Source organism: Knoellia sp. Soil729 (genome assembly GCF_001427985.1).
Classification (GTDB): Bacteria; Actinomycetota; Actinomycetes; order Actinomycetales; family Dermatophilaceae; genus Knoellia.
Genome location: NZ_LMSA01000004.1, coordinates 58,378 through 83,949, shown reverse-complemented (window position 1 = coordinate 83,949; position 25,572 = coordinate 58,378). Strand labels below are relative to the sequence as shown.

General features: G+C 70.5%; 20 protein-coding genes. 17 read left to right on the top strand and 3 right to left on the bottom strand.

From position 1 onward, the window contains the following. Nucleotides 1-127 precede the first annotated feature (127 nt). Nucleotides 128-1,114 (top strand): hypothetical protein, encoded by a 987-nt coding sequence (locus ASG74_RS14315; RefSeq protein WP_235498999.1) that lies wholly within the window; start codon nt 128-130, stop codon nt 1,112-1,114. 496 nt (nt 1,115-1,610) lie between these two features. Further along, entirely contained in the window at nt 1,611-2,516 is a 906-nt protein-coding gene (locus ASG74_RS14310; RefSeq protein ID WP_162252808.1) for an EcsC family protein, read from the top strand. A 286-nt stretch (nt 2,517-2,802) separates the two neighbouring features. On the opposite strand, the gene ASG74_RS14305 is transcribed toward ASG74_RS14310, so the two are convergent. From ASG74_RS14305 to ASG74_RS14295, 3 genes are read right to left on the bottom strand one after another with little or no spacing between them, the layout of a single operon-like run. After that, the gene (locus tag ASG74_RS14305) at nt 2,803-5,115 is read right to left on the bottom strand and encodes a transglutaminase TgpA family protein (protein WP_056145028.1); all 2,313 of its coding nucleotides are present in this window, start codon (nt 5,113-5,115) and stop codon (nt 2,803-2,805) included. Next, nucleotides 5,112-6,374 (bottom strand): DUF58 domain-containing protein, encoded by a 1,263-nt coding sequence (locus ASG74_RS14300; RefSeq protein WP_056145023.1) that lies wholly within the window; start codon nt 6,372-6,374, stop codon nt 5,112-5,114. The genes ASG74_RS14305 and ASG74_RS14300 overlap by 4 nt, the downstream gene beginning before the upstream one ends. Before the next feature lie 7 nt (nt 6,375-6,381). Beyond that, nucleotides 6,382-7,404: an AAA family ATPase gene (locus ASG74_RS14295; RefSeq protein WP_442910090.1), complete on the bottom strand. Its 1,023-nt coding sequence runs from the start codon at nt 7,402-7,404 to the stop codon at nt 6,382-6,384. A gap of 346 nt (nt 7,405-7,750) precedes the next feature. Between ASG74_RS14295 and mraZ the strand changes: the two genes are divergently transcribed. The 15 genes from mraZ to ASG74_RS14220 all read left to right on the top strand — a co-directional run bounded on the left by mraZ (nt 7,751) and on the right by ASG74_RS14220 (nt 25,566). Next, complete coding sequence (gene mraZ / locus ASG74_RS14290) at nt 7,751-8,182, top strand: division/cell wall cluster transcriptional repressor MraZ (RefSeq protein WP_056145020.1); 432 nt, start codon at nt 7,751-7,753, stop codon at nt 8,180-8,182. A gap of 154 nt (nt 8,183-8,336) precedes the next feature. Further along, a complete protein-coding gene (rsmH, locus tag ASG74_RS14285; RefSeq protein WP_056145017.1) occupies nt 8,337-9,317 on the top strand; it encodes a 16S rRNA (cytosine(1402)-N(4))-methyltransferase RsmH in 981 nt (326 codons plus the stop codon). Next, entirely contained in the window at nt 9,314-10,018 is a 705-nt protein-coding gene (locus tag ASG74_RS14280) for a hypothetical protein (RefSeq protein ID WP_056145013.1), read from the top strand. Before rsmH ends, ASG74_RS14280 begins: the two co-directional genes overlap by 4 nt. A 179-nt stretch (nt 10,019-10,197) precedes the next feature. After that, nucleotides 10,198-12,048 carry a peptidoglycan D,D-transpeptidase FtsI family protein gene (locus ASG74_RS14275; RefSeq protein WP_082569780.1) on the top strand — a complete coding sequence of 617 codons (1,851 nt, stop codon included), beginning with the start codon at nt 10,198-10,200 and terminating at the stop codon, nt 12,046-12,048. Nucleotides 12,049-12,059: 11 nt separating this feature from the next. Then, nucleotides 12,060-13,619 (top strand): UDP-N-acetylmuramoyl-L-alanyl-D-glutamate--2,6-diaminopimelate ligase, encoded by a 1,560-nt coding sequence (locus tag ASG74_RS14270; RefSeq protein WP_056145011.1) that lies wholly within the window; start codon nt 12,060-12,062, stop codon nt 13,617-13,619. Continuing rightward, nucleotides 13,616-15,043, top strand: coding sequence for a UDP-N-acetylmuramoyl-tripeptide--D-alanyl-D-alanine ligase (locus ASG74_RS14265; RefSeq protein ID WP_056145008.1), 1,428 nt, complete (start codon nt 13,616-13,618; stop codon nt 15,041-15,043). Before ASG74_RS14270 ends, ASG74_RS14265 begins: the two co-directional genes overlap by 4 nt. Then, nucleotides 15,040-16,122: a phospho-N-acetylmuramoyl-pentapeptide-transferase gene (gene mraY / locus ASG74_RS14260; RefSeq protein WP_056145005.1), complete on the top strand. Its 1,083-nt coding sequence runs from the start codon at nt 15,040-15,042 to the stop codon at nt 16,120-16,122. Before ASG74_RS14265 ends, mraY begins: the two co-directional genes overlap by 4 nt. Beyond that, nucleotides 16,119-17,606 carry a UDP-N-acetylmuramoyl-L-alanine--D-glutamate ligase gene (gene murD, locus ASG74_RS14255; RefSeq protein ID WP_235498996.1) on the top strand — a complete coding sequence of 496 codons (1,488 nt, stop codon included), beginning with the start codon at nt 16,119-16,121 and terminating at the stop codon, nt 17,604-17,606. The genes mraY and murD overlap by 4 nt, the downstream gene beginning before the upstream one ends. 4 nt (nt 17,607-17,610) lie before the next feature. Next, entirely contained in the window at nt 17,611-18,972 is a 1,362-nt protein-coding gene (ftsW, locus tag ASG74_RS14250; protein ID WP_082569779.1) for a putative lipid II flippase FtsW, read from the top strand. Beyond that, nucleotides 18,969-20,087 carry an undecaprenyldiphospho-muramoylpentapeptide beta-N-acetylglucosaminyltransferase gene (gene murG / locus ASG74_RS14245; protein ID WP_056144999.1) on the top strand — a complete coding sequence of 373 codons (1,119 nt, stop codon included), beginning with the start codon at nt 18,969-18,971 and terminating at the stop codon, nt 20,085-20,087. The genes ftsW and murG overlap by 4 nt, the downstream gene beginning before the upstream one ends. Before the next feature lie 59 nt (nt 20,088-20,146). After that, on the top strand, nt 20,147-21,538 hold the full coding sequence (gene murC, locus ASG74_RS14240; RefSeq protein ID WP_056145332.1) for a UDP-N-acetylmuramate--L-alanine ligase: 1,392 nt from the start codon (nt 20,147-20,149) through the stop codon (nt 21,536-21,538). A 5-nt stretch (nt 21,539-21,543) separates the two neighbouring features. After that, nucleotides 21,544-22,317: a cell division protein FtsQ/DivIB gene (locus tag ASG74_RS14235; RefSeq protein ID WP_235498994.1), complete on the top strand. Its 774-nt coding sequence runs from the start codon at nt 21,544-21,546 to the stop codon at nt 22,315-22,317. Between the two features lie 464 nt (nt 22,318-22,781). Then, a complete protein-coding gene (ftsZ, locus tag ASG74_RS14230; RefSeq protein ID WP_056144994.1) occupies nt 22,782-24,053 on the top strand; it encodes a cell division protein FtsZ in 1,272 nt (423 codons plus the stop codon). Nucleotides 24,054-24,148: 95 nt separating this feature from the next. After that, the gene (gene pgeF, locus ASG74_RS14225) at nt 24,149-24,871 is read left to right on the top strand and encodes a peptidoglycan editing factor PgeF (RefSeq protein WP_056144991.1); all 723 of its coding nucleotides are present in this window, start codon (nt 24,149-24,151) and stop codon (nt 24,869-24,871) included. Beyond that, nucleotides 24,868-25,566 carry a YggS family pyridoxal phosphate-dependent enzyme gene (locus ASG74_RS14220; protein ID WP_056144989.1) on the top strand — a complete coding sequence of 233 codons (699 nt, stop codon included), beginning with the start codon at nt 24,868-24,870 and terminating at the stop codon, nt 25,564-25,566. The genes pgeF and ASG74_RS14220 overlap by 4 nt, the downstream gene beginning before the upstream one ends. Nucleotides 25,567-25,572: the final 6 nt, after the last annotated feature.

The window sequence follows — 25,572 nt, the reverse complement described above, 5'->3', positions numbered from 1 at the left end:
CTTTCTCGCCAGGTCAGCGACCCTCGCGGGAGCACCGCAACCGTACGCGCGTCCACTGGTTTCACGAACGTGGCGCTGAAGTGTCAATACCCGGCACGACGGGACCCACCCCGGCAGAATCACGGAGGTGACTGCGCGTACGTATCCCACCGATCTCTTGGTCGCCTGGGCCAAGCAGCAACCTGCCCTGCTGCCCGGCGGACCGCCCCCTCGTTCCGTTGAGATCTATGAGCTCCGCATGGGCGAGAGCGGCTCTCCGCTCGCGGTGGATGTGAAGCGCACTATCCAACTACGAGACCCAGAACTGCAGGCATATGTCGACGAGGGCGGACGTCGGCTGCTTACTCAGCAGTCGGCCAGTCCCGCGACAAGCGACGGCCTCTTTCTTGAGGAAACGAGCGACTACACAATCGAAGACCTCCTGCCGCTTGTCCGCGCCATCGACTCTTCAGCTGCGTTGGCTTCCCAGCAAGACTGGCAAGCGCAGCTCGCCTTCTACCGAAGCCCTCGTTGCATGGCTCCCACGTCGTCCGGATCGAACCGTGACTGGGGAATCTACTTGCATGCGGGAGGCGTCGAACACTTGGCAGCCGAGGTGTATCTTCCCGCCGGGTTTTCTCATGCGAGGGCGATTGGGTACGCGGCTGCCGACCTCATCAACCACGAGATGGAGCACGCGATCTTCGACCTGACGGCGATCCACATCGAGGCGGCCGTCGGACCCCAACCTGGTTTGGGAGCGCACACGTGCCACCCCTGCCTCATGGAGGAGGCCCTGAGTCACGCAGCGGTCTACCGAGGGGCGAGAAGCCGCGAGGGCGCTGTGCAGGGCTTGACGTCGAGTCAATTGGTGTCGACGCGACGACGCTTGGAAGCGTGGCTGTCCGCAGGACCGGCTGGCTACAGAGATTGGCGCTCCTACGAGTCAGATAACACTGCGGTCAGCGAGTCGGCCAGACTCGAGGTTCTGACACACGATGGCGTCTCGTACTTGATCGGCCCCGGAGTCCGCACGCAGGTGGTCGGCTCGACCCTGACTTGGCGTGACGTGCCGTTGCACTTGATTGAGACGGCGGGTAGCGCAGCATCCTCCGGCCACTGGCAGTTCGCGTAGCGCTCCAGTGAGGCTTAGCTGGTCGAGGACAGTAGGCCGTGACCAGTGTTAGATCGGCGTGCACCGCCGACGCACTCTTCTCTGTCGTACCCCACAGGCGCCCGAGATCGTCCCGCGGGGCCAGCCTCGCCAAGACAACATATCGAGACAGACGGGTGGTTGTTTCAGCGAGCGCAGCATCAGATCGTCGGCGACGTGGTGACCCTCAAGGAGATGCGTCGACGCCACGCCGCCCAACCTCGCCAGTGACCGGCGCCTCCGTCGTACAGTCGCAGCCCTGTGTGGACGCGCCGAACGGTCCTGTCGGACGTAACGAACGGACACCGGCTTCAAGAACGAGGAGGGCCCAACTGTGGGCTATGAGCAGATGACGTCCTACGACCAGACGGCGTGGAATCGGTCGATTCGGACCGTGTATGCGCCTCCACGCCGCAGCGTGGTGCCTGCGAGCGTCCGGAGGCGGGGCAGTGAGGTTGCCTCGACGGTCTCCAGCAGGATGGGTGACCTCCCGGGCGTCGATTCGGCGAGAGAGACGATGGAGAAGGTGTTCGAAGGAACGCTTGCACTCACGTTTCAGCCGGCGATGCGCAGCTCCCGACCGGATGCGACCGCGAAGCGCTACGCGAAGAAGTATCCTGACGTTCGGACCTTGGCGGATGTGCGGAACCTTTCGCTCGAGCAGCGCGATGCCATGCAGCCACCGAAGTTCGGCTACGCCGCGTTCGCAGCGGGTCAGGGTGGTGCGAGCGCCCTCGCGGTCACTGGTGCAGTGGTGTCCACCACCGTGACCGGTGGAACCACGGCGGGAGTGGCCTTCGGCGCCTTGGCCGCGGATGCGGTGGCGTCCATGGCACTGATGGGCCGCACGATCGGCGCGGTCGCAACGCGCTACGGGTACGACGTCCGTCTCCCTGAGGAGGAGCTGTTCGCTATGGGCGTGCTGTCGCTCGGCGTGGCGAGCTCGGTCGGTGCCAAGACCCAGGCCCTGGCGGCACTGTCACGCTTGACGCAGGAGATGATGCGTCAGGCCACGTGGAGACAGCTCAACGAGCGGATTCTCGTGAAAGCGATCGGGAGGGCATACGCACTGCTCGGCTTCAGGCTGACCCATCGCAAGCTTGCCCAGGCGGTTCCCCTGGTCGGCGTCGGCCTGAATGCCGCTCTCAGTGCCCAGCTCACCGAGCAGACGTTCAGGAGGGCTCAGGCGGTCTACCGACTGCGTGCACTTTCCGAGATCTACGGGATTGACCCGACCGAATGGGTCGACAGTTCCGTAACGGCGGCGGCTCCAGAGGAAACCGAGACCAGCGGTGAAGAGATCGTCGACGTTTTGGAGGTTCTCGAGGAAGTCCGGGTCGAGGACGACGGTGGGCACGAGCGCAACGGTGACAGACACCAATGATCCGGGCCGGGCGCCACAGTCGTCAGTCCAGGATATTTCGTTGCACAGCGTCCTGACCTGCAGGCTCGTCACGCAGGAAGGCACAGCGCTCAGCCGTTCCTAGTGCGCGACTACCTGGACTGAGCGACCGCGAAGCACTGCACCACGCGACGTATGCCGTGTGCCCACCTCGGGCACACGGCATACCTGCGTCCGGGACCGCGTCCGACCGGCCACCCATGGTGTTCTCGCTGGCCCGGCGCGCCCCGGTCCCAGGGCACGAAGTTCCGAGGGTGTGGACTCGATGTCAGTGGCGGCGCAGGCGCGACCACGCGGCGCGTGGCCACTCCAGCAGAGCCTGCCGGGAGTCGTTCCACTGACGCAGGCCGTCCCGCGGGAAGAGGTGGGCCCGCACCTGGTCGCTGCGCTGACGGGCCGAGAGCGCGGCCCTCCACACCGTCCGGGCGTCCGCGCTGACGTCGTTGATCGGGGCGTGCGGCGGGGCGTAGCGGGCCTGCTCGACGGTGGCGACGATGCGGCCCATCGCCTCCTGGGGCTCCCCGCGCAGGAGGGCGTCGTGGGTGAGCCGGACACCGGCCTGACGTGGCGTGCTGCCCTCGGGCGGGGCGATGCCGATGTCACCGAGCCGGGAGATGAGCGAGGACCAGTCGGCCTCGACCCGCTCGGCATCGTCGCGCGCCGCGGTGCGCAGCCGGCGTCGACGCACGGACGCGGCGACCGGCAGCAGGAGCAGGGACAGCACGATCGCCAGCAGGACGACGATCGTCAGGAGGTTGTCGGTCAGCCACGTGAAGGGGCCGGGAGAGGTGCTCGTCGACCTGTCGACGGCTCCGGCGTCGGGGTCGGGGCGGTCGGCGACCGACGGCGTCGGGGCCGCGCCCGTGGCCGTGGGCGCCGAGGATTCCGCGGGGCTCGTGTCGGTGGGGATGAGGCTGTAGGCCGGGGCGCCGCCGGAGCGAGTGCCCGGAGTGGGCTCGAAGCGGGTCCAGCCAAGGTGGGGGAACCACAGCTCGGGCCAGGCATGCGCATCGGCGGCCCGCACGGTGTAGGTCCCGTTCGTCTGAATGCCGGGGAGGAACCCGATGGCCATGCGGGCCGGGATGTCCTTGAGCCGGGCGGCCATGACGAAGGCCGTCGCGAACTGCACGCAGTAGCCCGTGCGCGAGACGAGGAAGTTCGACAGCGGGTCGGCCATCATCGTGCGACCGGAGACCGGATCGGTCGGCTGGGGAAGCTGGAGGGAGTAGGTGTACTGGCTGCTGCGGAAGTGCGCCTGCAGCAGGCGCGCCGTCTCGAGCGGGGTGGCTTCTGCGGGAACGACTTCGTCCACGAGCGCGCTGAGCCGGGAGATGCTCTCACCGTCGATGTCGTTGTAGACGCCCTCCTCCCAACCGCGCGGCTTCCGCCCGTCGTCGGAGAAGTCAACGGTCGTCGGAGCGAGCCGGCTGTAGGAGGCGGTGTAGTCCGTGACGCTCCGGTCGACCTCGTAGCCGCCGACGAAGTTCTCGCGCAGCGCCACGCTGCCCAGGTCGACATCGAGCAGCGGTGTGGGCAGGGCGATCTGTGGCCCGGTCAGGCGGTTCTCGCTGACCTTGACCTCCTGGGTGGTGCGCTTGATGTCCGGATCGCCGACCGGCTCCTCTCGACCGCCGGGAACGGGCCGGTTGGCATCGAAGCTGGTGCTCCACTCGCCACGCCGGTAGTCGGTGAGGATGCCGACCCGCAGTGGTTCGGGGCTGGTGGCCGACGTCGTGTAAGTGAGGACCGGAGTCTGGGACTGGTCGTCGAGGGACCGGCGCAGGTCCAGGGTCGTGTTGAGGCTCACGGCTCCGCTACCGCCGCGGGAGTTCTCGGTGCGGCCGAGGCCGTCCGCGAGGAAGGTCGTGGGCAGGTGTGGCAGGACCGTGGGGAGCACGATGGCGAGAACCACGGCGCCGGCACCGAGCAGCCGCGCAGTCCCCGCGACGCCGAGCACCGGGTCACGATCCTCACCTGCCCGTCCCAGCGGCACGGCAGTGCCCCAGCGGCGCGCCGAGCCGATGCCCTGGGTGGCGAGCAGCGAGAGCCAGAACGCCACCGGGAGGATGAAGTACTTCCAGGAGAGTCCGTCGCCGGAGTTCGTGGCAGAGATGAGGTATGCCGTGAGCAGCGCGAGGCCTGCCAGCGCCGGCGAGCGCAGGGTCACGGCGAGGGCGTCGACGACCAGGGCCGTCACCCCGACGAGGACCGTGATGGCGACGACGATCCCGCGTTCCGTCGGCACCGGTGCCGAGAACGCCATGACCGTCTGACCGGCCTCGCCGAAGAGGATGCCGAACGACTTCACCGTGTCCGGTCCGGGCACGATGCCGAGGTAGAGGTGCCCCCGGCCATGGAGCCAGGAGACCATGAGGAACCCGGCGAGGAGCTGCCCGAGCACCACGACCCACGCCGAGACCCGCATCCGGCGCAGCCCCATGCCGGCCAGCGCGATGGTGGCGATGGCCAGCAGGCTGGGACGCACCCACGTGTTGGCGTCGAAGAGCGTGAGCAAGGGGAGGGCCACGGTGAAGCTCGCCAGGGCCGCGAGGAGGGTCTCCGTGGGGCGGGTGCGGTTCATCGCGCACCGACCATGCGGCGGGAGCCTGCGACGCCGGCCCAGGCATCGGCCACTGCCAGGTCCGGGGTCGCCGAGACGGCCGACCACCCGGCGCCGGCCAGTGCCGCGGTGGTCGCGCGCGGGTCTGGGCCGTCGCTCGACCCGCGCTCACCGCTGGAGAAGGCGGCGGCGTCGACGACGAAGGCCAGTCCAGGCCCACCGGGTTGCCGCAACGAGGACAGGGCACGCGCCGCGTCGTCGTCCACGGCTCCGATGACGGCGACGATGAGCCCACCCTGGGCGGTGGCTCCGCTGGCGGCGTGCAGCATGCCGCCGATGCCGGCCTCGTCGGTCGGCACGGCCCGGGCGAGCGTCTCGAGCGAACGGTCGAGGTCGGAGTCCTCGCGCACGCCGGACTCCTGCCCCGGATCGGGGGTGAGCAGGTGCACGGCGAAGCCGAGGTCGAGGAGGTGGGTCACGGCGGAGGCGGCCATCGTCACGGCCCACTCGAGCGAACCGGACGGTCCGGAGCCGGCGTGGGCGCGGGCCCTGGTGTCGAGCAGGACCACCGCGCGGCGCTTGGCCGGCCGGTCCTCCTGTCGCACCATGAGCTCGCCGGTGCGTGCGGTCGCCGGCCAGTGGATGCGTCTGAGGTCGTCACCGTCACGGTACTCACGGATGGACTGGTCGTCCTCACCGTGCAGGGCCACGCGGTGGGGCACCGAACCCTCGGACCCGAGTCCGCGGCCCAGGGCGCGGCCGTCGGACAGTCCGACGACCCGCGGCAGCACGAGGAGCTCGTCGTGGCTGCTCAGCGAGGCGTGGCGCATCGTGAGGCCGAACGGGTCCTGGACGCGCACGCCGAGCGGGCCGAGACGGTGCGCACCGCGCGCGTGGGCGCGGACGGCATACTCCACGTGGGTCGACACGCCCGTCGACAGGGCAGGGATGACGAAGCGCGGTCGGTCGCCCAGCGAGTAGTCGAGGTGCTCCTCCGCGAAGAGCACCGGCGAGCGGTTCAGGGACGGGTTGGAGACCGTCATCTGCACGATGGCCGGCTCGTCGATCGTCACCCGCGAGGGGCGTGCCTCGCGGGCGACGACGAGCGAGAGGTCGTGCCGCCGGCCCAGGAAGCCGGCGAGGAGCGGCAGCGCGCACAGCACGATGCCGATGCGGCTGAGGTCGTGCTGGCCCAGGGCGAAGCCTGCGAGGACGAGCACGATCCCGGACGCGAGGAAGGCAGCGCCACGCGTCGTGAGGGAGTCGCGGAACCGTCGCATGGCAGCCTCAGCGGGTGGGGGCGGGCACGCGGACGCGCTGGAGCAGGTCGGTGAGCACGTCGGCCGCCGACCGGTGGGCCAGCTGGCTCTCACCGGTGAGCATGAGGCGGTGCGCGAGCACCGGGATGGTCATGGACTGCACGTCGTCGGGCAGGACGTGGTCGCGACCGGCGAGGGCGGCGTGGGCACGGCTGGCGCGCAGCAGGTGCAGGCTCGCCCGAGGTGACGCGCCGAGGCGCAGCGCCGAGCTCGTGCGGGTGGCCTGCGTGACGTCGACGACGTACTGCTTGAGGGCGGCCGAGGCGTGCACACTGCGCACCGCGTCGATCATCTGGATCACCGTCGCCGCGTCGGTGACGGGTCGCAGGTCGTCCAGCGGGGAGTGGGCGCCGTGCTGGTCGAGCATGTCGACCTCGCTGCGCGCGGACGGATAGCCCATCGAGATACGCGCCATGAAGCGGTCCCGCTGTGCCTCGGGCAGCGGATAGGTGCCCTCCATCTCGATGGGGTTCTGGGTGGCCAGGACCATGAACGGGCGGGGGAGCGCGTACGTCGTCCCGTCGACGGTGACCTGGGCCTCCTCCATCGACTCGAGCAGCGCCGACTGCGTCTTGGGTGAGGCGCGGTTGATCTCGTCACCGACGACGACGTTGGCGAAGATCGCCCCCGGACGGAACTCGAAGTCGCGCACGTCCTGGTTGTAGACGCTGACGCCGGTGATGTCGCTCGGCAGCAGGTCGGGGGTGAACTGCACGCGGCGCACCGAGGCGTCGATGCAGCGGGCGAGGGTCTTGGCGAGCATCGTCTTGCCGACGCCGGGGACGTCCTCGATGAGCAGGTGTCCTTCGGCGAGCAGCGCCGTCACCGCCGTGCGGACCGCTGCTGGCTTGCCCTCGATGACGGTGTTCATGGCCGTCTGCAGCGAGCTGGCGACCTGGAGCACCTGGTCGAGCGCAGCCCCGGACCGGGCCGGCCCCCCGTTGAGCCGTCGTTGCTCCTGCGTCTGGTGGACCTCGTCGTGTGTCGACACGGTGGCTCCTGGGATGAGTGCTCCCGCAGCCCTGCGCAACGGGTTTTCATCTTGCCCCACATTCCTCCACCGAGGTAGGTGCTCGGGTCACAAAAAGCCTCATGGCGGGGGCTGGGGGAGGTTCGAGCGATCGGTGGCGGCCCGGCATACGGGGGTATGCCGGGTGCCTGAGCCGCGAGAATCGCGCGGGAAGCGCGTTTGCTCCACTTTGCACCACCGGCTGTGACCTGCAGAAACATGGCAGTTTCACCGGATAACGGCTTGATTTCGGTCATGGGTGGAGTAAAGTGGAGCGAACCGGAGAGAAGTGTCGCGCACGGGTCGAAACGGATGGGGAGGTGAGCGTGTGTTCCTGGGTACCCACACCCCCCGCCTGGACGACAAGGGCCGCCTCTTCCTGCCCGCGAAGTTCCGTGAGCGCCTCTCGACCGGTCTCGTCGTCACCCGTGGGCAGGAGCGCTGCCTCTACGTCTTCCCGATGGACGAGTTCGTCAAGGTGACCGAGCAGATGCAGGCGGCGCCCACCACCAACCGCGCCGTGCGCGACTACATCCGCGTCTTCCTCTCCGGCGCCAGCGACGAGATCCCCGACAAGCAGGGACGCGTCACGGTCCCGGCCCACCTGCGCCAGTACGCCGGCCTCACCCGCGAGTGCACCGTCATCGGCACCGGCTCACGCGTCGAGGTCTGGGACACCGACGCCTGGAACGACTACCTGGCGAGCACCGAGCAGGCCTACTCCGAGCAGTCCGAGGAGGTCATCCCCGGACTCATGTGAGCCCACCCCCGGCTCCCGGCCTCCAGCCGACCGGTTCCCGACACGACTTCCCCCGTGCCGGGCCCCGGACGGATGGGGACCAGGAGCCGGGGGAGGAGCCACCAGCACAGGGATCGACCACCGCACACGCACACCACGCATGAGGAGACGTCAGATGGAGTCACGGGGAGCCGCCGAACAGCGGCACGTTCCCGTCCTTCGCGACCGCATCGTCAGCCTCCTGGCCCCGGCCCTCACCGAGCCGGGGTCGGTGCTTGTCGACGGCACCCTCGGCATGGGCGGTCACGCCGAGGCCTTCCTCGAGGCCTGCCCCGAGGCCACCGTCATCGGCATCGACCGCGACGAGGAGGCGCTGGCGCTCGCGGGGGAGCGGCTGGCCCGCTTCGGGACACGCTTCCGCGGGGTCCACGCGGTCTACGACGAGATCGACACGGTCGTCTCCGATCTCGGGCTGCGCGAGGTCCAGGCGATCCTGTTCGACCTCGGTGTCTCCTCCCTCCAGCTCGACGAGGCCGACCGCGGCTTCGCCTACGCGCAGGACGCACCGCTGGACATGCGCATGGACCAGGGCAGTGGGATCACGGCCGCCGAGGTGCTCAACACCTACGCGCCCGGCGAGCTCCTGCGGATCCTGCGCGACTACGGCGAGGAGCGCTTCGCCAAGCGCATCGTCTCGGCCGTCGTCCGTGAGCGCGAGAGCGAGCCGTTCACCCGCTCGGCCCGCCTCGTCGACCTGCTCCGACAGGCCGTTCCCGCGGCGTCGCAGCGCACCGGCGGTCACCCCGCCAAGCGCACCTTCCAGGCGCTGCGCATCGAGGTCAACGACGAGCTCGGCGCGTGGCAGCGCGCGGTCACGGGTGCGATCGACGTGCTCGCCGTCGGCGGCCGGATGGCGGTCCTGTCCTACCACTCGCTCGAGGACCGCATCACCAAGCGCGCCCTGGCCGCCGGCGCCACCTCGAGCACCCCGCCCGGTATGCCGGTCGAGCTGCCCGAGCACGCGGCATACCTGCGTCTGCTGACCCGGGGGGCCGAGGAGCCCTCCGCGTCCGAGCAGTCCATGAACCCACGATCCGCGTCAGCACGGCTGCGGGTCGCCGAACGTACCCGCCCCACGAAAGGAGCCCGGCGATGACCACGACCGCGGCACGTCCACTCAACCGCCCCGCACTGCGGCCGGCCTCGCGGGCGGCGCGGCCCAGGCCGCTGCGGGTCGTCAGGACGCAGCCGCAGCACGGTCAGCCGGCGTTCGTCGCCTCCTGCCTGGCACTGCTCATCGCGGGGCTGCTCGGGGTGCTCATGCTCAACACCGCCATGGCCAAGGGCTCGTTCGTCCTCGGCGACCTCCAGGACACCTCCAACCAGCTGGCTGCGGCTGAGGAGGAGCTCAACCACGCGATCGACGCCCAGAGCGCTCCGGCCGGCCTCGCCCAGCAGGCCCTGGCCCTGGGCATGGTCCCGTCGACGACCGCGGCCTTCCTCCGTCTCAGTGACGGCAAGATCCTCGGCGTGGCGGAAGCTGCTGACACCAAGAAGGAATTTACTGTTGCCACACAGGGCAACTCAGCCGCCGCGGCGGCCCGTCCGTCGACCACGCCACTGGCCACCGTCAAGACGGTGGGCACCGTGACCACGACGACGGTGACGACGGTCAAGGGAGACAACATCGAGGTCACGACCACGAGCGTCGACTCGCGCAACGGTGCGACCAGCACGACGACGTCGACCAAGGAGCAGGCAGCGGTGACGCCGCCTGCCGACCAGGCCACCCCGAGCCCGTCGACCCAGACCTCACCGAGCCCGGCGGCTCCGCCCTCCGCCACCGCGACGCCGTGACGCCCCGGACGCCGCCACCTCCTCGTGGCCGCGACCCTCGACGTCCCGGTGCGACTCCCTCCGGCCGCACCCCCTCGCCTCGCAAGCCTGCTGCTCGCAAGGCCCCGGCCGCTCGCAAACCGCCGGCGGCGAGGAAGGGCAGCACGAGCACCCTGCCTCGTCGGGTCGCACGTCCACCTGTGGCACGCGGGGGCGCCACCAAGCCCCCGGGCAACCCGCGCCGCCGCATGCGGGGCCTCACGGTCGCCACGCTCTTCGTCTTCAGCATCTTCGCGGCCCAGCTGCTGCGCATCCAGGGCTTCGACTCCTCGGCCGTGGCGGCCCAGGCCCTGGAGCAGCGCACCGAGAAGGTCACGATCCCCGCGCTGCGCGGCAAGATCACCTCCTCCGACGGCGTCGTGCTCGCGTCGAGCCGCGCCCGGGACACGGTCGTCGCGGACCCGACCGCGGTGTGCACCTACAAGCAGAAGGACCGCACGTGCGACGAGGCGACCAACGGTGTCGCCGTCGACCTCGCGGCCAAGGCCCTTGCACCGCTGCTCGGACGGTCGGTCGAGAGCCTGCGTCCCAAGCTCGGGGGCAGCGGCCGCTACCAGGTGCTGGACCGCAAGGTCAGCCCGCTCACCTGGCGCAAGGTCGCAGCCCTGGGCATCCCGGGCATCTACAAGGACTCCGCCGAGGCCGTCCCTGAACGGGTCTACCCGCAGGGACCCAACGCCGCCTCGCTGGTCGGCTTCGTCACCAACGACGGCGCGGCCGGTGGCGGCCTCGAGCTGATGATGGACACGGCGCTCAAGGGCACCCCTGGGCACTCGGTCTTCGAGAAGGCGCCCGACGGCTCCAAGATCCCCGGGGGTCGACAGGGCGGGGTCAAGGCCGTCGACGGTCGCGACGTCACCCTGACGGTGAACTCCAACATCCAGTGGTACGCGCAGAACGCGATCGCCCAGCAGATGGCCAAGATGGGCGGGCAGTCCGGGACCGCGGTCGTGATGAACGCCAAGACGGGCAACGTCCTCGCGCTGGCGTCCTATCCCACCTACGACCCCAACGACGTCGGCAGCGCCAAGGGGAGCCTGGTCAACAAGGCACTCAACGACGTCTTCGAGCCCGGCTCGACGGCCAAGGTCATGACCGTGGCGGCCGCCCTGGAGGACAAGAAGGTCACTCCCAACCAGCCGGTCGTCATCCCCAACCGGCTCCAGCGCTACGACGCGTCCTTCAAGGACAGCCACGAGCACCCGACGATCAACCGCACGGTCGCGGGCACCCTGGCCGAGTCGAGCAACATCGGGACGATCCTCATCGGCGAGACGCTGACGTCCAAGCGGCTCGAGGAGTACTTCCGCAAGTTCGGCCTGGGCTCGCGCTCCGGCCTGGGCTTCCCCGGCGAGTCGGCGGGACTGCTCGCCCCCTCGGAGAAGTGGAGTGGCACGCAGCGCTCCACGGTGGTCTTCGGACAGGGCCTGTCCGTCACCGCGATCCAGGCGGCATCGGTCTTCCAGACCATCGCCAACGGCGGCATGCGGATGACGCCCAACCTCATCGCGGGGACGACGGGCGCCAACGGGACGTTCACCAAGGCCGAGACCAAGCCGGGCAGCCGGGTCATCTCGCAGGACACCGCCAGCAAGGTCAACGCCATGCTGGAGGGCGTAGTGTCCAAGGAGGGCACCGCCCCGCAGGCGCAGATCCCGGGCTACCGCGTCGCAGGCAAGACCGGCACCGCCGACTTCTACGACCCCAAGCTGCGCAAGTACAGCGGCAAGACCGCCAGCTTCATCGGCTACGCGCCGGCTGACGACCCCGAGCTCGTCGTGGCCGTCATCATCCAGCGGCCCAGCGCCAGCATCTACGGCGGCACGGTGTCCGGCCCCGTCTTCCACGACGTCATGACCTACGCCCTGCAGGAGCTCAAGATCCCGCCGACGGGAACCACCACGCCGCCCATCAAGATCGAGGTCACGCCGCAGGAGGCCGCGGCTGACCCCACGACCCTGCGGGACCGGCCGCGCGGCAGCGCCAAGTAGTCTGACTGGTCGTGTCTGCACCCCGACCCGCCTCCCTGACCAGCTCGAGTCTTCGCGACCTCGCGCTGCTCGTCTCCGGATCCTTCGACGGCAGCGCCTCCCTCGACGAGGGAGGGCAGGACGTGGAAGTCACGGGAGTGACCCTCGACTCCCGCGCCGTGCGAACCGGTGACCTGTATGCCGCGTTGCCCGGCGCTCGTGCGCACGGCGCCGACTTCGGGGCCCAGGTCGTCGAGGCCGGGGCCGCCGCGGTGCTCACCGACGCCGACGGTGCCGCGCGCCTTCGAGCCGCCGGCGTCGAGCTGCCCGTGCTGGTCGTGGAGTCGCCGCGCACGGTCCTGGGCGCCGTCTCCGCACAGGTCTACGGCACGACGGACCTCAACCTCACGATGATCGGGATCACCGGCACCAACGGCAAGACGACCACTGCCTACCTCGTGGCCAGCGCCCTGGACGTGCTCGGACACCGCACGGGGCTCATCGGCACGGTCGAGACCCGCATCGGCGACGAGCGCATCAAGAGCGTGCGCACCACCCCGGAGACGACCGACCTCCACGCGATCCTCGCCGTCATGGACGAGCGCGACACCGACACCTGCGTCATGGAGGTGTCGAGCCACGCGCTGAGCCAGCACCGCGTCGACGGGGTCGTCTACGACCTCGCGCTGTTCACCAACCTCTCCCAGGACCACCTCGACTTCCACGCCGACATGGAGGACTACTTCTCCGCCAAGGCCCAGCTCTTCACCCCGCAGCTCTCGACCCGTGCCCTCGTGTGCGTCGACGACATCTGGGGGCGTCGCCTCGCGGAGGAGTCCGGCGTGCCCGTGACGACGCTGACGACGCTCGAGGGGCACAAGGCGGACTGGGTCGTGAGCGTGGACCCGCACGAACCTGCCCGGTTCACGTTGCGCGGCAACGGCATCGAGCTCGACCTGCGCTCGGCGCTGCCCGGCGACTTCAACGTCGCCAACACGGCGATGGCCGCCGTCGCGCTGCTGCTGCTGGGTGAGGACACCGACGCGGTCGGCCGTGCCATCCTCACCGACCCGCACGTGCCGGGCCGCATGGAGAAGGTCGCGCCGAGCCGGCCGAGCGACGTCGAGAGTGGCCTCGTCGCCGTCGTCGACTACGCCCACACCCCCGACGCCGTCGAGGCGGCTCTGGCTGCCCTCCGGCCCGCGACCAGGGGCAGTCTCGTCGTCGTCCTCGGGGCCGGTGGCGACCGCGACCGCGGCAAGCGCCACGGCATGGGCCGTGCCGCAGCAGGGCTCGCCGACGTCGTCGTCGTCACCGACGACAACCCGCGTGGCGAGGACCCCGCCCTCATCCGGACCGCCGTGGTGGAGGGAGCGCGCTCCCTCGACACCACAGCGGTCGTCGTCGAGGTCGGTGGACGCCGTGACGCCATCCGTGAGGCCGTGCGACTGGCCCGCGAGGGCGGACCGGGATCCGTCATCGCGGTGGTCGGCAAGGGTCACGAGACCGGCCAGGAGGTCGCTGGGGAGGTGCAGCCGTTCGACGACCGCGAGGAGCTGCGCGCGGCGCTCGACGCCGAGGTCACGTCATGATCGCGCTCTCGCTGGCCGAGATCGCGGCTGCCACCGGGGGAACGCTTCGGGCCACGGCACCCGGCACCCCACCCGAGGCGGTCCTCGTCACCGGTGCCGTCGTCACCGACTCCCGCGAGGCGCAGGCCGGCAGCCTCTATGTGGCACGGATCGGCGAGGCCATGGACGGCCACCAGTTCGTCGGTGCCGCCCGAGACAACGGAGCCGTCGCCGCGCTGGTGAGCCGCCCGGTCGACGAGCTGCCCTGCGTGGTCGTCGACGACGTGCAGGCCGCCTTCGTCGCGATCTCGCGCGCCGTCCTCGACCGCGCCACCGACCTCACCGTCATCGGCATCACCGGCTCGTCGGGCAAGACGAGCACGAAGGACCTCCTGGGCAGCGTGCTCGGCGCGGCCGCCCCCACGATCGCGCCCGTGGGCTCCTACAACTCCGAGGTCGGGGTGCCGCTCACCGTCACCCGCGTCACGGACGAGACCCGGTTCCTCGTGGTCGAGATGGGCGCCCGGGGCATCGGGCACATCGACTACCTGACGACGATTGCGCCGCCACGTATCGGCGTCGTCCTCAACGTCGGCACGGCCCACGTCGGTGAGTTCGGCTCCCGCGAGGCCATCGCGCGGGCCAAGTCCGAGCTGGTCAGGGCGCTCCCGAGCGACGGGGTGGCCGTCCTCAACGCCGACGACCCGGCGGTGCGTGCCATGTCCGAGGTCTCAGCGGCGCGTGTCGTGTTCGTCGGAGAGGCGGAGGACGCGGTCGTCCGCGCGGTCGACGTCACGGTGGGTGGCGACGGTCGCGCGTCCTTCCGGGCGGTGACCCCGGCGGGGGAGGCGAGCGTGGCCCTGCGGCTCGTGGGTCGTCACCACGTCGGCAACGCCCTGGCCGTGCTCGCGGTCGCCCTGGAGTGCGGCATACCCCTGTCCTTGGCGGCCACGTCGATCGCCGAGGCCGGCATCGTCAGCCGCTGGCGGATGGAGGTCACCGAGCGAGCAGATGGCGTGACGATCGTCAACGACGCCTACAACGCGAACCCCGACTCGATGCGAGCCGCCCTCGCGGCGCTCGAGTCGATGGGTGAGGGCCGGCGCACGTGGGCGGTGCTGGGCTCGATGCTCGAGCTGGGCGAGGAGTCCGACCGCGACCACGCCGAGGTCGGGGAGGAGGCGCAGCGCCGAGGCGTCGACGAGCTCGTCGTCGTGGGTGCGACGGCCCGTCCCATGGCGGACATCGCGCCCGTCGACGGCACCCGCATCCGCTGGGTCGGCGACGCCGACGCGGCCGAGTCGCTCCTGCGCGCCGAAGTCGCCGCGCCCGACATCGTGTTGTTCAAGTCGAGTCGTGACGCGGGGCTACGGTGGCTCGGAGACACGCTGCTCACCGCCGACCAGGACACCGACGACCGCACCACCCAGGAGGACACCCCGTGAAGGCCGTGCTCGTCGCCGCCGTGGTCAGCCTCATCGTGGCGCTGTTCGGCACCCCGATGTACATCAAGTTCCTCGTCAAGCAGGGCTACGGCCAGTTCATCCGCGACGACGGTCCCACCTCGCACCACACCAAGCGTGGGACGCCGACCATGGGTGGTGCCGTCATCGTCGGGGCCACGCTCGCCGCCTACGCGATGGCGCACCTCGCCTTCTGGACCAAGCCCACGTGGAGCGGGGTCCTCGTGCTCTTCCTCATGGCGGGCCTGGGACTCGTGGGCTTCCTCGACGACTACATCAAGATCAGCAAGCAGCGCAGCCTGGGCCTGCGGTCCAAGGAGAAGCTCTTCGGCCAGACGCTCGTGGGTGTGATCTTCGCCGTCCTCGCGCTCCAGTTCCCCAACGGCAGGGGGCGGACTCCGGCCTCGACGAAGATCTCGTTCGTGCGCGACACCAACCTCGACCTGGCGTTCGCGGGGACCATCGTCGGGGTGCTGCTCTTCATCCTGTTCGCCAACGTCATCATCGCCGGCACGAGCAACGGCGTGAACCTCACCGATGGTCTCGACGGCCTGGCGACGGGGGCGTCGGTGATGACGTTCGCCGCCTACGTCCTCATCGCCATCTGGCAGTTCAACCAGAACTGCCAGACCAACCCGGGCATCAAGTGCTACGAGGTCCGCGACCCCCACGACATCGCGATCGTCGCAGCCGCGGCCATGGGCGCGTGCTTCGGCTTCCTGTGGTGGAACGGCTCGCCGGCCAAGATCTTCATGGGGGACACCGGCTCGCTCGCGCTCGGTGGGCTGCTCGCCGGCCTGGCCATCGTCACCCGCACCGAGTTCCTCGTGGTCATCCTCGGTGGTCTCTTCGTCACCATCACCCTGTCGGTGATCATCCAGGTCGCCTCCTTCAAGTCGACCGGCAGACGTGTCTTCCGCATGGCGCCGCTGCAGCACCACTTCGAGCTGCTCGGGTGGCAGGAGGTCACGATCGTCATCCGGTTCTGGATCATTGCGGGCCTGTTCGTGGCGCTGGGCCTCGGCCTGTTCTATGCCGAATGGGTCGTGGGCGCGGCATGACCGGCGGCACCGACCGGCTGCGCGAGCTCACCTCCCGCGAGGCCGACTGGGCAGGGCTGCGCGTCCTCGTCGCCGGTCTGGGCGTGAGTGGGTTCGCGGCGGCGGACGCCCTGCTCGACAGGGGCGCCGAGGTCGTCGTCGTCGACGGCAGGACCCCCGAGCCGGGCTCCGAGATGGCCGAGCGCGCACGGATCCTCGAGATCCTCGACGCCGAGCTGCGCTTCGGTGCCGACCACGTCTCCCGTATGCCGTCCGAGCGGGTCGATCTGGTCGTCACCTCCCCGGGATGGGCGCCGACCCAGCCCCTGCTCGCGGACGCAGCGTCCGCCGGAGTGCCGATCTGGGGTGAGGTCGAGCTCGCCTGGCGCATGCGCCCGCTCGAGGGTGCGGCGCCGTGGCTCACCGTCACCGGGACCAACGGCAAGACGACCACCGTGCAGATGCTCACCTCGATCCTGCGGGCCGCGGGCAAGCGGGCCATCAGTGCCGGCAACGTCGGCACGCCGATCCTCGAGGCGGTCATGGACCCCGAGCCGTTCGACGCCATCGCCGTCGAGCTCTCCAGCTTCCAGCTGCACTGGTCCGACTCGATCCGGCCGCAGGCCTCGGCCTGCCTCAACGTCGCACCTGACCACGTCGACTGGCACGGCAGCTACGACGCCTACGTCGCGGCCAAGGGCAAGGTCTACCAGGGCACCGAGATCGCCTGCATCTACAACGTCGACGACCCGCAGACCGAACGGCTCGTCGAGGAGGCCGACGTCCAGGAGGGCTGTCGCGCCATCGGGTTCACCCTGGGCACGCCGGCACCCTCGATGGTCGGCGTCGTCGGAGAGGTGCTGGCCGACCGGGCGTTCGTCGAGCAGCGGCGCCACGCCGCTGCCGAGCTCGCGTCGTTCGAGGACCTGCGTGGCGACGCCCCCGACGTGGCTCCCCACCTCGTGGCCAACGCGCTGGCCGCGGCTGCCCTGGCCCGCGCCCACGGTGTCGACCCGGCCGCGGTGCGCGCCGGACTGCGGGCGTTCCAGCCCGAGGCCCACCGGATCGCCCACGTCGCGACCATCGACGAGGTGCGCTACGTCGACGACTCCAAGGCGACGAACCCGCATGCAGCGGCAGCCTCGCTCGCGGCATACGAGCATGTCGTCTGGATCGCCGGGGGACTCCTCAAGGGAGCGGACGTCGAGGACCTCGTGCGCGACGCTGCCCCCCGACTGCGTGGCGTCGTCCTCATGGGACGCGACCGGGCGGCGATCGCCCAGGCCCTCGCCCGACACGCGCCCGACCTCCCCGTGATCGACGTCGCCGAGACGGACACTGGGACCATGGATCGCGTCGTCTCGCAGGCCGCCTCGCTCGCCCAGCCGGGCGACGTCGTGCTGCTCGCGCCGGCGGCCGCGTCCATGGACATGTTCGTCAACTACGGCGCACGCGGAGACGCCTTCGCCGAGGCGGTGCTCCGCCGCGCTGCACCGGGGGAGTGAGCCAGTGAGCAGCACGACCGGCTCGGTCAAGAGCTCCAGCAGGTCCAAGGTCGCCAAGGGCGCGACTGCCAAGACCTCCACGGCGAAGGCCTCCGCCACCACAACGTCTGCCACCACAACCTCTGGCACCAAGGCCTCCGTCGGCGGGCGCAGCTCGGGGTTCGTCCCCGAGTGGCTCGAGCGCCTCGACCGGCCGGTCACGACCTACTACGTGCTGGTGGGCGTTGCGTCAGTGCTCGTGAGCTTCGGGCTCATCATGGTGCTCTCCGCCTCTGCGGTCACCTCTCTCAGCGAGACGCAGTCGGGCTCGGCCTACGCGATCTTCTTCAGCCAGCTCCAGTTCGCCGTCATCGGCATGGTCGCGCTGCTCGTGGCCTCACGACTGTCGGTCCCGACGTGGAAGCGCCTGGCGCTGCCCGTGCTGGTCGCCGGGCTCGTCCTCCAGCTCCTCGTCTTCACGCCACTGGGGGTCGGTGTCAAGGGCAACCGCAACTGGCTCGACTTCGGCGTCATGACGATGCAGCCGTCGGAGCTGCTCAAGGTCGGTCTTGCGCTCAGCGGCGGACTCGTCCTGTCGGCCAAGCGCAAGCAGCTCGCCCGGGTCAGCCATGCCCTGGTGCCCTACGTCTTCCCCATCGCCCTGTTGGCGATCGGCCTGGTGCTGCTCGGCCACGACCTCGGCACCGTGCTCGTCATGGCGGCCATCATCGGTGGCGTCCTCTACACCGCCGGCGTTCCCGGGCGGTGGTTCGCGCTGTCCGCCGCGGGCTTTGCCGCGGTCGCGGTGGCCTTCGTCATCACCAGTCCCAACCGGCTCGGTCGCTTCGACGTCTGGCTGGGGCGCGACACCGACCAGTTCGGGGCCGCGCGCCAGTCGATCCACGGCCGCTATGCGCTGGCCGACGGTGGCTGGATCGGCCTGGGCCTCGGCGGGTCGCGCGAGAAGTGGTCCTGGCTCTCCGAGCCGCACAACGACTTCATCTTCGCCATCATCGGCGAGGAGCTGGGGCTGCCCGGCACCCTCATGGTGCTCACGCTCTTCGTCGTCCTGGCCCTGGCCTGCTACCGGCTCGTGATGCGCACCTCCGACTTCTTCGTCCGCGTCACCACCGCCGGCATCATGAGCTGGATCATCGTGCAGGCCATGATCAACGTGGGGGCCGTGATCGGCCTCCTGCCGGTCATCGGGGTTCCGCTGCCCTTCGTCTCGTCGGGCGGGTCGTCCCTGGTGACGACCATGCTCGCGCTGGGCATCCTGCTCTCGTTCGCCCGCGCCGAACCCGGGTGCGCCCAGGCCCTGGCTGCGCGTCCCTCGCTCGTCAAGCGGTCGTTCGCGGTCCTGCCGTCGCGGCGGTCACGCTCATGAGCGGCTCCGCGCCGGGCGCAGGGCGGCTGGGCTCCGTCGTCGTCGCCGGTGGCGGCACGGCCGGGCACGTCTCTCCGCTCCTTGCCCTCGCCGACTGCCTGCGCCGCCGGGAGCCCGACGTCCGCATCACCGCACTGGGCACGGTCGAGGGTCTCGAGGCCCGGCTCGTGCCGGCTCGCGGCTACGACCTCGAGTTCGTGCCCAAGGTCCCCATGCCCCGCCGGCCCTCGGCGGCGCTGCTGCGCCTCCCGGGATCGATGCGGCGCGCGATCCAGGCCGCGGACGACGCGATGAGCGCGGCCGAGGCCCGGGTCGTCGTGGGCTTCGGTGGCTACGTCTCGACGCCCGCCTACCTCGCGGCCCGGCGACGCGGCATACCCATCGTCGTGCATGAGCAGAACGCCCGACCCGGCCTGGCCAACAAGGTGGGGGCACGCTTCGCGACGCACGTGGCCGTGACGTTCCCCGGCACGCCGCTGCACGGTGCCACCGTGACCGGGATGCCGCTGCGGCGTGAGATCGCCCTGCTCGACCGCAAGGCGCGTCGCGCGGAGGCGCTGGCGCACTTCGGGCTCGAGGCCGAGTGGCCCACGGTCCTCGTCACCGGCGGCTCGTTGGGAGCCCAGCGCATCAACGAGGCGTTCCAGGCGTCCGTGGACACCTTGCGGGTGGCCGGCGTCCAGGTGCTGCACGTCACGGGGGTCGGCAAGGACTTCGCCGTGTCGGAGGGGGTGGGCCTCGCTCCCTATGTCGTCGTGCCCTACGCCGACCGGATGGAGCTGGCCTATGCCGCTGCGGACATCGTCGTGGCGCGTTCGGGCGCCAACACCGTCTGTGAGCTGACCGCGGTCGGGCTGCCGGCGGCCTACGTCCCGCTGCCCATCGGCAACGGCGAGCAGCGGCTCAACGCCCGGACCGTCGTCGGAGCAGGTGGGGGCCTGCTCGTCGAGGATGCCGACCTCACCACCGGGTGGATCGAGGGCACGCTCGTCCCGCTGCTGCGCGATGCGGCCGGGCTCGCGGACATGGCCACCGCGGCAGCGTCCGTGGGTGAGCACGGAGGCGACGAGCTGCTGGCCGACCTCGTGCTCGACGCCGTGTCCGGGAAGAGCTGACCGTGGTCGCACGCAACCCCCGGTTCGACTTCACCTCGGAGGTCCCCGGGCTCGACACGATGGGCCGGGTCCACTTCATCGCCATTGGGGGGTCGGGGATGTCCGCGGTCGCCCGCGTCATGCTGGCGCACGGAGTCGCGGTGAGCGGGTCCGACGCCAAGGACAGTGCGGTTCTCGACTCCCTGCGCGAGCTGGGTGCACAGGTCTTCGTCGGCCACGACGCGGCCCACGTCGCGGACGTCGACACCGTCGTCATCTCCTCGGCCATCCCCGAGTCCAACGTGGAGCTTGCCGCGGCGCGCGAGGCCGGAGCCCTTGTCCTGCACCGCTCCCAGGGACTGGCCGCGACGATGCAGGACTCCCGACGCGCTGCCGTCGCGGGTGCCAACGGCAAGACCACGACGACCTCCATGCTCACGGTCGCCCTCCAGTCCGCCGGCCTCGACCCGTCCTTCGCCTCCGGGGGCGAGCTCACCGGACAGGGCACCAACGCGGCCTGGACCGGAAGTGACCTCTTCGTGGTCGAGGCCGACGAGAGCGACGGGTCCTTCCTCGTCTACCGGCCCGAGGTCGCGGTCGTCACCAACGTCCAGCCCGACCACCTCGACTTCTACGGCACGTTCGCGAACGTGGAGGCGGCCTATGGCACGTTCGCTGCCTCGGTCCAGCCCGGGGGGCTGCTCGTCGCGTGCGCCGACGATGCCGGGTCCGCGCGTCTTGCCGCCTCGGCGATGGAGTCGGGGACCCGGGTGCTGACCTACGGCTTCGACGACAGGGCCGACCTCACGCTCAGCGACCACGTCGCCGACGACGAGGGCATCGGGACGAGCACCGAGCTCCACCTGCCAGGGGGAGGCCACGTGACGATGCGGCTCGCGACCCCCGGTTCACACAACGCCCTCAACGCCGGGGCTGCCTACCTCGCCGCGACGGCAGGCTTTGGCGCCGACGGGACCCGCGTCCTCGAGGGCCTCGCTGCGTTCGACGGTGCCCGGCGGCGGTTCGAGGTCCGGGGGGTGGCTGCGGGTGTCACGGTCGTCGACGACTACGCCCACAACCCGGGCAAGGTCGCAGCAGTCGTCCGCACCGCCGCGGACATCGCGGCCCGGCGAGGCGGACGCCTGCACGTGGCGTTCCAGCCGCACCTCTACTCGCGCACCCGCGACTTCGCGGCAGGCTTCGCTGCAGGTCTCGCGCCGGCCGACTCGGTGGTGCTGCTCGACGTCTACGGTGCCCGCGAGCAGCCGATGGAGGGCATCACGAGCGAGGTCATCGCGGCCCCCCTGCGAGAGCTGCCGGGGGAGCGCAACGTCGCTGTCGGCGGCAGCTTTGAGGAGGTCGCCCATGCCCTGGCGTCGTCCGCCCGTGAGGACGACCTCGTCCTCACGGTTGGCGCGGGCGACGTCACCGAGCTCGCCGGACTCGTGCTGCGCGCGCTGGGGGAGGGGTGAGCGGCGTGGGCGTGTCCTCACGCCACCTCGCCGCCGCGGACTCGCGCTTCCGCGAGCGGGCGCTGCAGCGACGCCGTCAGCCGTGGCGTCGCGCGCTGTGGGTGCTCGGCGCCCTCGTCCTCGTCGCCGCGATCGTGTGGCTGACCTTCTGGAGTCCGGTGCTGGCGGTCCGCCAGGTCGAGGTCACCGGAGTGACGGGTGCCGACCAGGCTGCGGTGGTGGCTCTGGTCGACGTCGACAAGGGCACCCCACTGGCACGGGTCGACCTCGGCGCGGTGGAGGACCGGGTGCGGACCCGTCGCACCATCGCTGAGGTCTCGGTGCGGCGCGAGTGGCCCAGCACCCTGCGCGTGCGAACCGTCTCCCGACAGCCCGCCCTCGTGCTCAAGAACCCTCAGGGTCAACTTGAGGTTGTGGATTCCACGGGCGTCTCCTACGAGACCGTGAGCAAGGCTCCGGCGGGGGTGCCGGTGGTGAGGGCAGCCTCGAGCAAGGGCACGACCAAGGAGGCGCTGGAAGCAGCCCTCTCCGTCATCCACACCCTGCCGGTGGACCTCGCCAAGAAGGTCACCGCCATCCAGGTGAGCACCGCGAACCTCGTCTCCTTCACCCTCGACGGCGTCAAGGTGGTCTGGGGTGGCGCGGAGGATGCGGACCGCAAGCTCGAGATCCTCAAGGCGCTCCTCGCCACCAACCCCGACGTCGTCGACGTGAGCGCCCCGGACACCCCTGTCACCCGCGGCGGCCCGTCCCCCTCGCCGTCCCCGTCCCAGAGCTGACCGCCCCGCCGCGGGCCCCTGGGTGCGCTCCCGCCGCCGACGGCCCCGAGACCCGCATTGGCTCATCCGGCAGGCCCCGCGGCGTCCCAACTTTTGCTCCCCATGGGGGAACCAAGGCGAACGGACGGAACTTTTCCGTCCGTTCGCCCAGGTTCCCGCATGGGCCGGGAAAGGTGAGGTGGGCGGGGTTGGGTCCGAGCGTGGGGGAGGCGTGGTCGGTGGGGGCGGTGTGGCTGGTGGGACTCGCGTGGGGAAGAATCGGCGAGCCGTCCCGCGACACGCCCACCCGCTCGTTGCATCACGCCCCACCGACGCCTAGCGTCAGGTCAACGGTTCGTGATCAAACTGTGACTCTTGACGTGAGGTCGAGAGTTCGGGATGGGTGATCGCGCACCGCCCGGCACGTCGCACCCCCGCACGTCGCACCAGCTCGAGCACTCAGCAACTTCAGGAGAGGCCCCACCGTGGCAACACCCCAGAACTACTTGGCCGTCATCAAGGTCGTCGGCATCGGTGGAGGTGGTGTCAACGCCATCAACCGGATGATCGAGGTCGGTCTCAAGGGCGTCGAGTTCATCGCGATCAACACCGATGCGCAGGCGCTCCTCATGAGCGACGCCGACGTCAAGCTCGACGTCGGCCGTGAGCTGACGCGCGGCCTCGGTGCCGGCGCGGACCCGGAGGTCGGCAAGAAGGCCGCCGAGGACCACGCCGAGGAGATCGAGGAGGTCCTCAAGGGGGCCGACATGGTCTTCGTGACCGCTGGTGAGGGTGGTGGCACCGGCACCGGTGGCGCGCCCGTCGTCGCCCGCATCGCCCGGGGCCTGGGTGCGCTGACCATCGGTGTGGTGACCCGCCCCTTCACCTTCGAGGGTCGTCGTCGCGCCAACCAGGCGGAGTCCGGCATCGCCGGTCTGCGCGAAGAGGTCGACACCCTCATCGTCATCCCCAACGACCGCCTCCTGTCGATCAGCGACCGCGCCGTCTCCATGCTCGACGCGTTCCGCAGTGCCGACCAGGTCCTGCTCTCCGGTGTCCAGGGCATCACCGACCTCATCACGACCCCCGGCCTGATCAACCTCGACTTCGCGGACGTCAAGTCGGTCATGCAGGGCGCCGGGTCGGCCCTCATGGGCATCGGCTCGTCCCGCGGTGAGGACCGCGCGGTCCAGGCCGCCGAGCTCGCCATCTCGAGCCCCCTGCTCGAGGCCAGCATCGACGGCGCCCACGGGGTGCTGCTCTCCATCCAGGGCGGCAGCGACCTCGGGCTGTTCGAGATCAATGAGGCTGCCCGACTGGTGCAGGAAGCCGCCCACCCCGAGGCCAACATCATCTTCGGTGCGGTCATCGACGACGCCCTCGGTGACGAGGTGCGCGTGACGGTCATCGCGGCCGGCTTCGACGGCGGCACACCGGCCAAGCGCCCCGACGAGCGGGGAATCGGCAGCATCCAGGGTCCGAGCAGGACGCAGCAGGCCGCCAGCCAGCAACCGCAGGCCCAGCCTGCCCAGGGGCAGCAGCAGGGCCAGGGCCAGGGCGCGCAGCGTCCGGCTCAGCAGGCTTCGCCGGCGCAGGCTCCTGCCGTCGCGCCGGTGGCTTCGGCCGGTGAGCCGGCTCGTCAGCCCGAGGCCGCTTCGAGCCAGCGCAGCCCGGACTCCGAGCAGCGTCCGACCCCGCCGCGCACCGTCACCTTCGACGATGGCGACGACCTGGACGTGCCCGACTTCCTCAAGTAGGCCCGTTTCACTGTGCCCGGCTGGGACCACGCTCGCTTCCCTCGAGCGCCCCAGCCGGGCACAACAACGTCCGGGCGCGCGTCTACGGTGGTCTCGTGTTCTTCTGGCGGAATGACGTGGACGGCCTGCGCCGTGCGTTCACCGACCGCTCCGGCGGGGTGAGCGAGGGCGCGTATGCCGGTCTCAACCTGGGTGGTCACGTGGGCGACTCGTCCGCGTCCGTTCGAGAGAACCGCGCCCGGCTCGCCGAAGGAGTCGCGGTCGACGTCGACCGCCTCGTCTTCATGGACCAGTGCCATGGCGCGGACGTGGCGGTGGTGAGCGAGAAGCCCACGGGGCCGCTGGTCGTCGACGGCGTGGTCACCGCAGAGCCTGACCTTGCCCTGGCCGTGCTCGTCGCGGACTGCACGCCCATCCTGTTGTCCGACGTCGACGCCGGTGTCATCGCAGCAGTGCACGCGGGCCGACCCGGCATGACCAAAGGCGTGGTCGGACAGGCGATCTCCGCGATGCGTGATCTCGGGGCCTCCAGGGTGTCGGCGGTCGTCGGACCGAGTGTGTGCGGGCGGTGCTACGAGGTCCCCCTCGACATGCGGGAGGACGCGGCCGAAGTGAGCCCGGAGTCGCGCACGGTCACCTGGACGGGAAAGCCGGCGATCGATGTCGCCGCCGGGGTCGTCGCGCAGCTGCGGTCGAACGGCGTCGACGAGATCACGTGGGTGCCCGGATGCGCGCGCGAGGACGAGTCGCTCTTCTCCCACCGGCGCGATGGGACCACGGGTCGGTTCGCCGGCGTCATCATGCGGAGTGCACCGTGACCGGGCGTCGTGACGAGCTGGCGGCCAACCTCGCCCAGGTGAGGGAGCGCATCGACCGGGCTGCGGCGAGAGCCGGTCGCCAGCCTGACGAGGTCAACCTCGTCGTCGTGACGAAGTACTTCCCGGCCAGCGACGTGGACCTGCTCATCGGGCTCGGCGTCCGCCACATCGGTGAGAACAAGGACCAGGAGGCCAGTGCCAAGGTCGCCGACCTGACCCGCCGCGACGACGTCACGGTCCATTTCATCGGCCAGCTCCAGTCCAACAAGGTGGCCCACGTCGCCTCCTACGCCGACGTCGTGCAGTCCGTGGACCGACCCAAGGTCGTGCGCGCGCTGCAGCGTGCAGCCGAGCACCGCGGACGCGAGCTCGACGTCCTGGTCCAGGTGGCACTCGACGGCAGCGACGGCCGCGGGGGAGCCGCGCCGCAGGACGTCGAGGCGCTCGCCGACCTCGTCGGCGACTGCCCCTCGCTGCGCCTGCGGGGCGTGATGGCGGTCGCCCCGCGCGACGGTGACCCACGCCCGGCCTTCGGCCGGCTGCGCACGGTGGCACACGGCATACAGGCAGGTCATCCGGGCGCATCATGGATCTCTGCCGGGATGAGCGGCGACCTCGAGGACGCCGTCCTCGAGGGGGCGACACACCTGCGTGTCGGGACCGCAATACTCGGTTCTCGCCCGCCCCTTGGGTAACTTCTC

Bases quoted from the DNA above. Each gene is read 5' to 3' on its own strand.
- ASG74_RS14310 (WP_162252808.1), top strand. From the start codon at position 1,611: ATGGGTGACCTCCCGGGCGTCGATTCGGCGAGAGAGACGATGGAGAAG.
- ASG74_RS14305 (WP_056145028.1), bottom strand. From the start codon at position 5,115: ATGAACCGCACCCGCCCCACGGAGACCCTCCTCGCGGCCCTGGCGAGC.
- ASG74_RS14300 (WP_056145023.1), bottom strand. From the start codon at position 6,374: ATGCGACGGTTCCGCGACTCCCTCACGACGCGTGGCGCTGCCTTCCTC.
- rsmH (WP_056145017.1), top strand. From the start codon at position 8,337: ATGGAGTCACGGGGAGCCGCCGAACAGCGGCACGTTCCCGTCCTTCGC.
- ASG74_RS14280 (WP_056145013.1), top strand. From the start codon at position 9,314: ATGACCACGACCGCGGCACGTCCACTCAACCGCCCCGCACTGCGGCCG.
- ASG74_RS14265 (WP_056145008.1), top strand. From the start codon at position 13,616: ATGATCGCGCTCTCGCTGGCCGAGATCGCGGCTGCCACCGGGGGAACG.
- murD (WP_235498996.1), top strand. From the start codon at position 16,119: ATGACCGGCGGCACCGACCGGCTGCGCGAGCTCACCTCCCGCGAGGCC.
- murG (WP_056144999.1), top strand. From the start codon at position 18,969: ATGAGCGGCTCCGCGCCGGGCGCAGGGCGGCTGGGCTCCGTCGTCGTC.
- murC (WP_056145332.1), top strand. From the start codon at position 20,147: ATGGGCCGGGTCCACTTCATCGCCATTGGGGGGTCGGGGATGTCCGCG.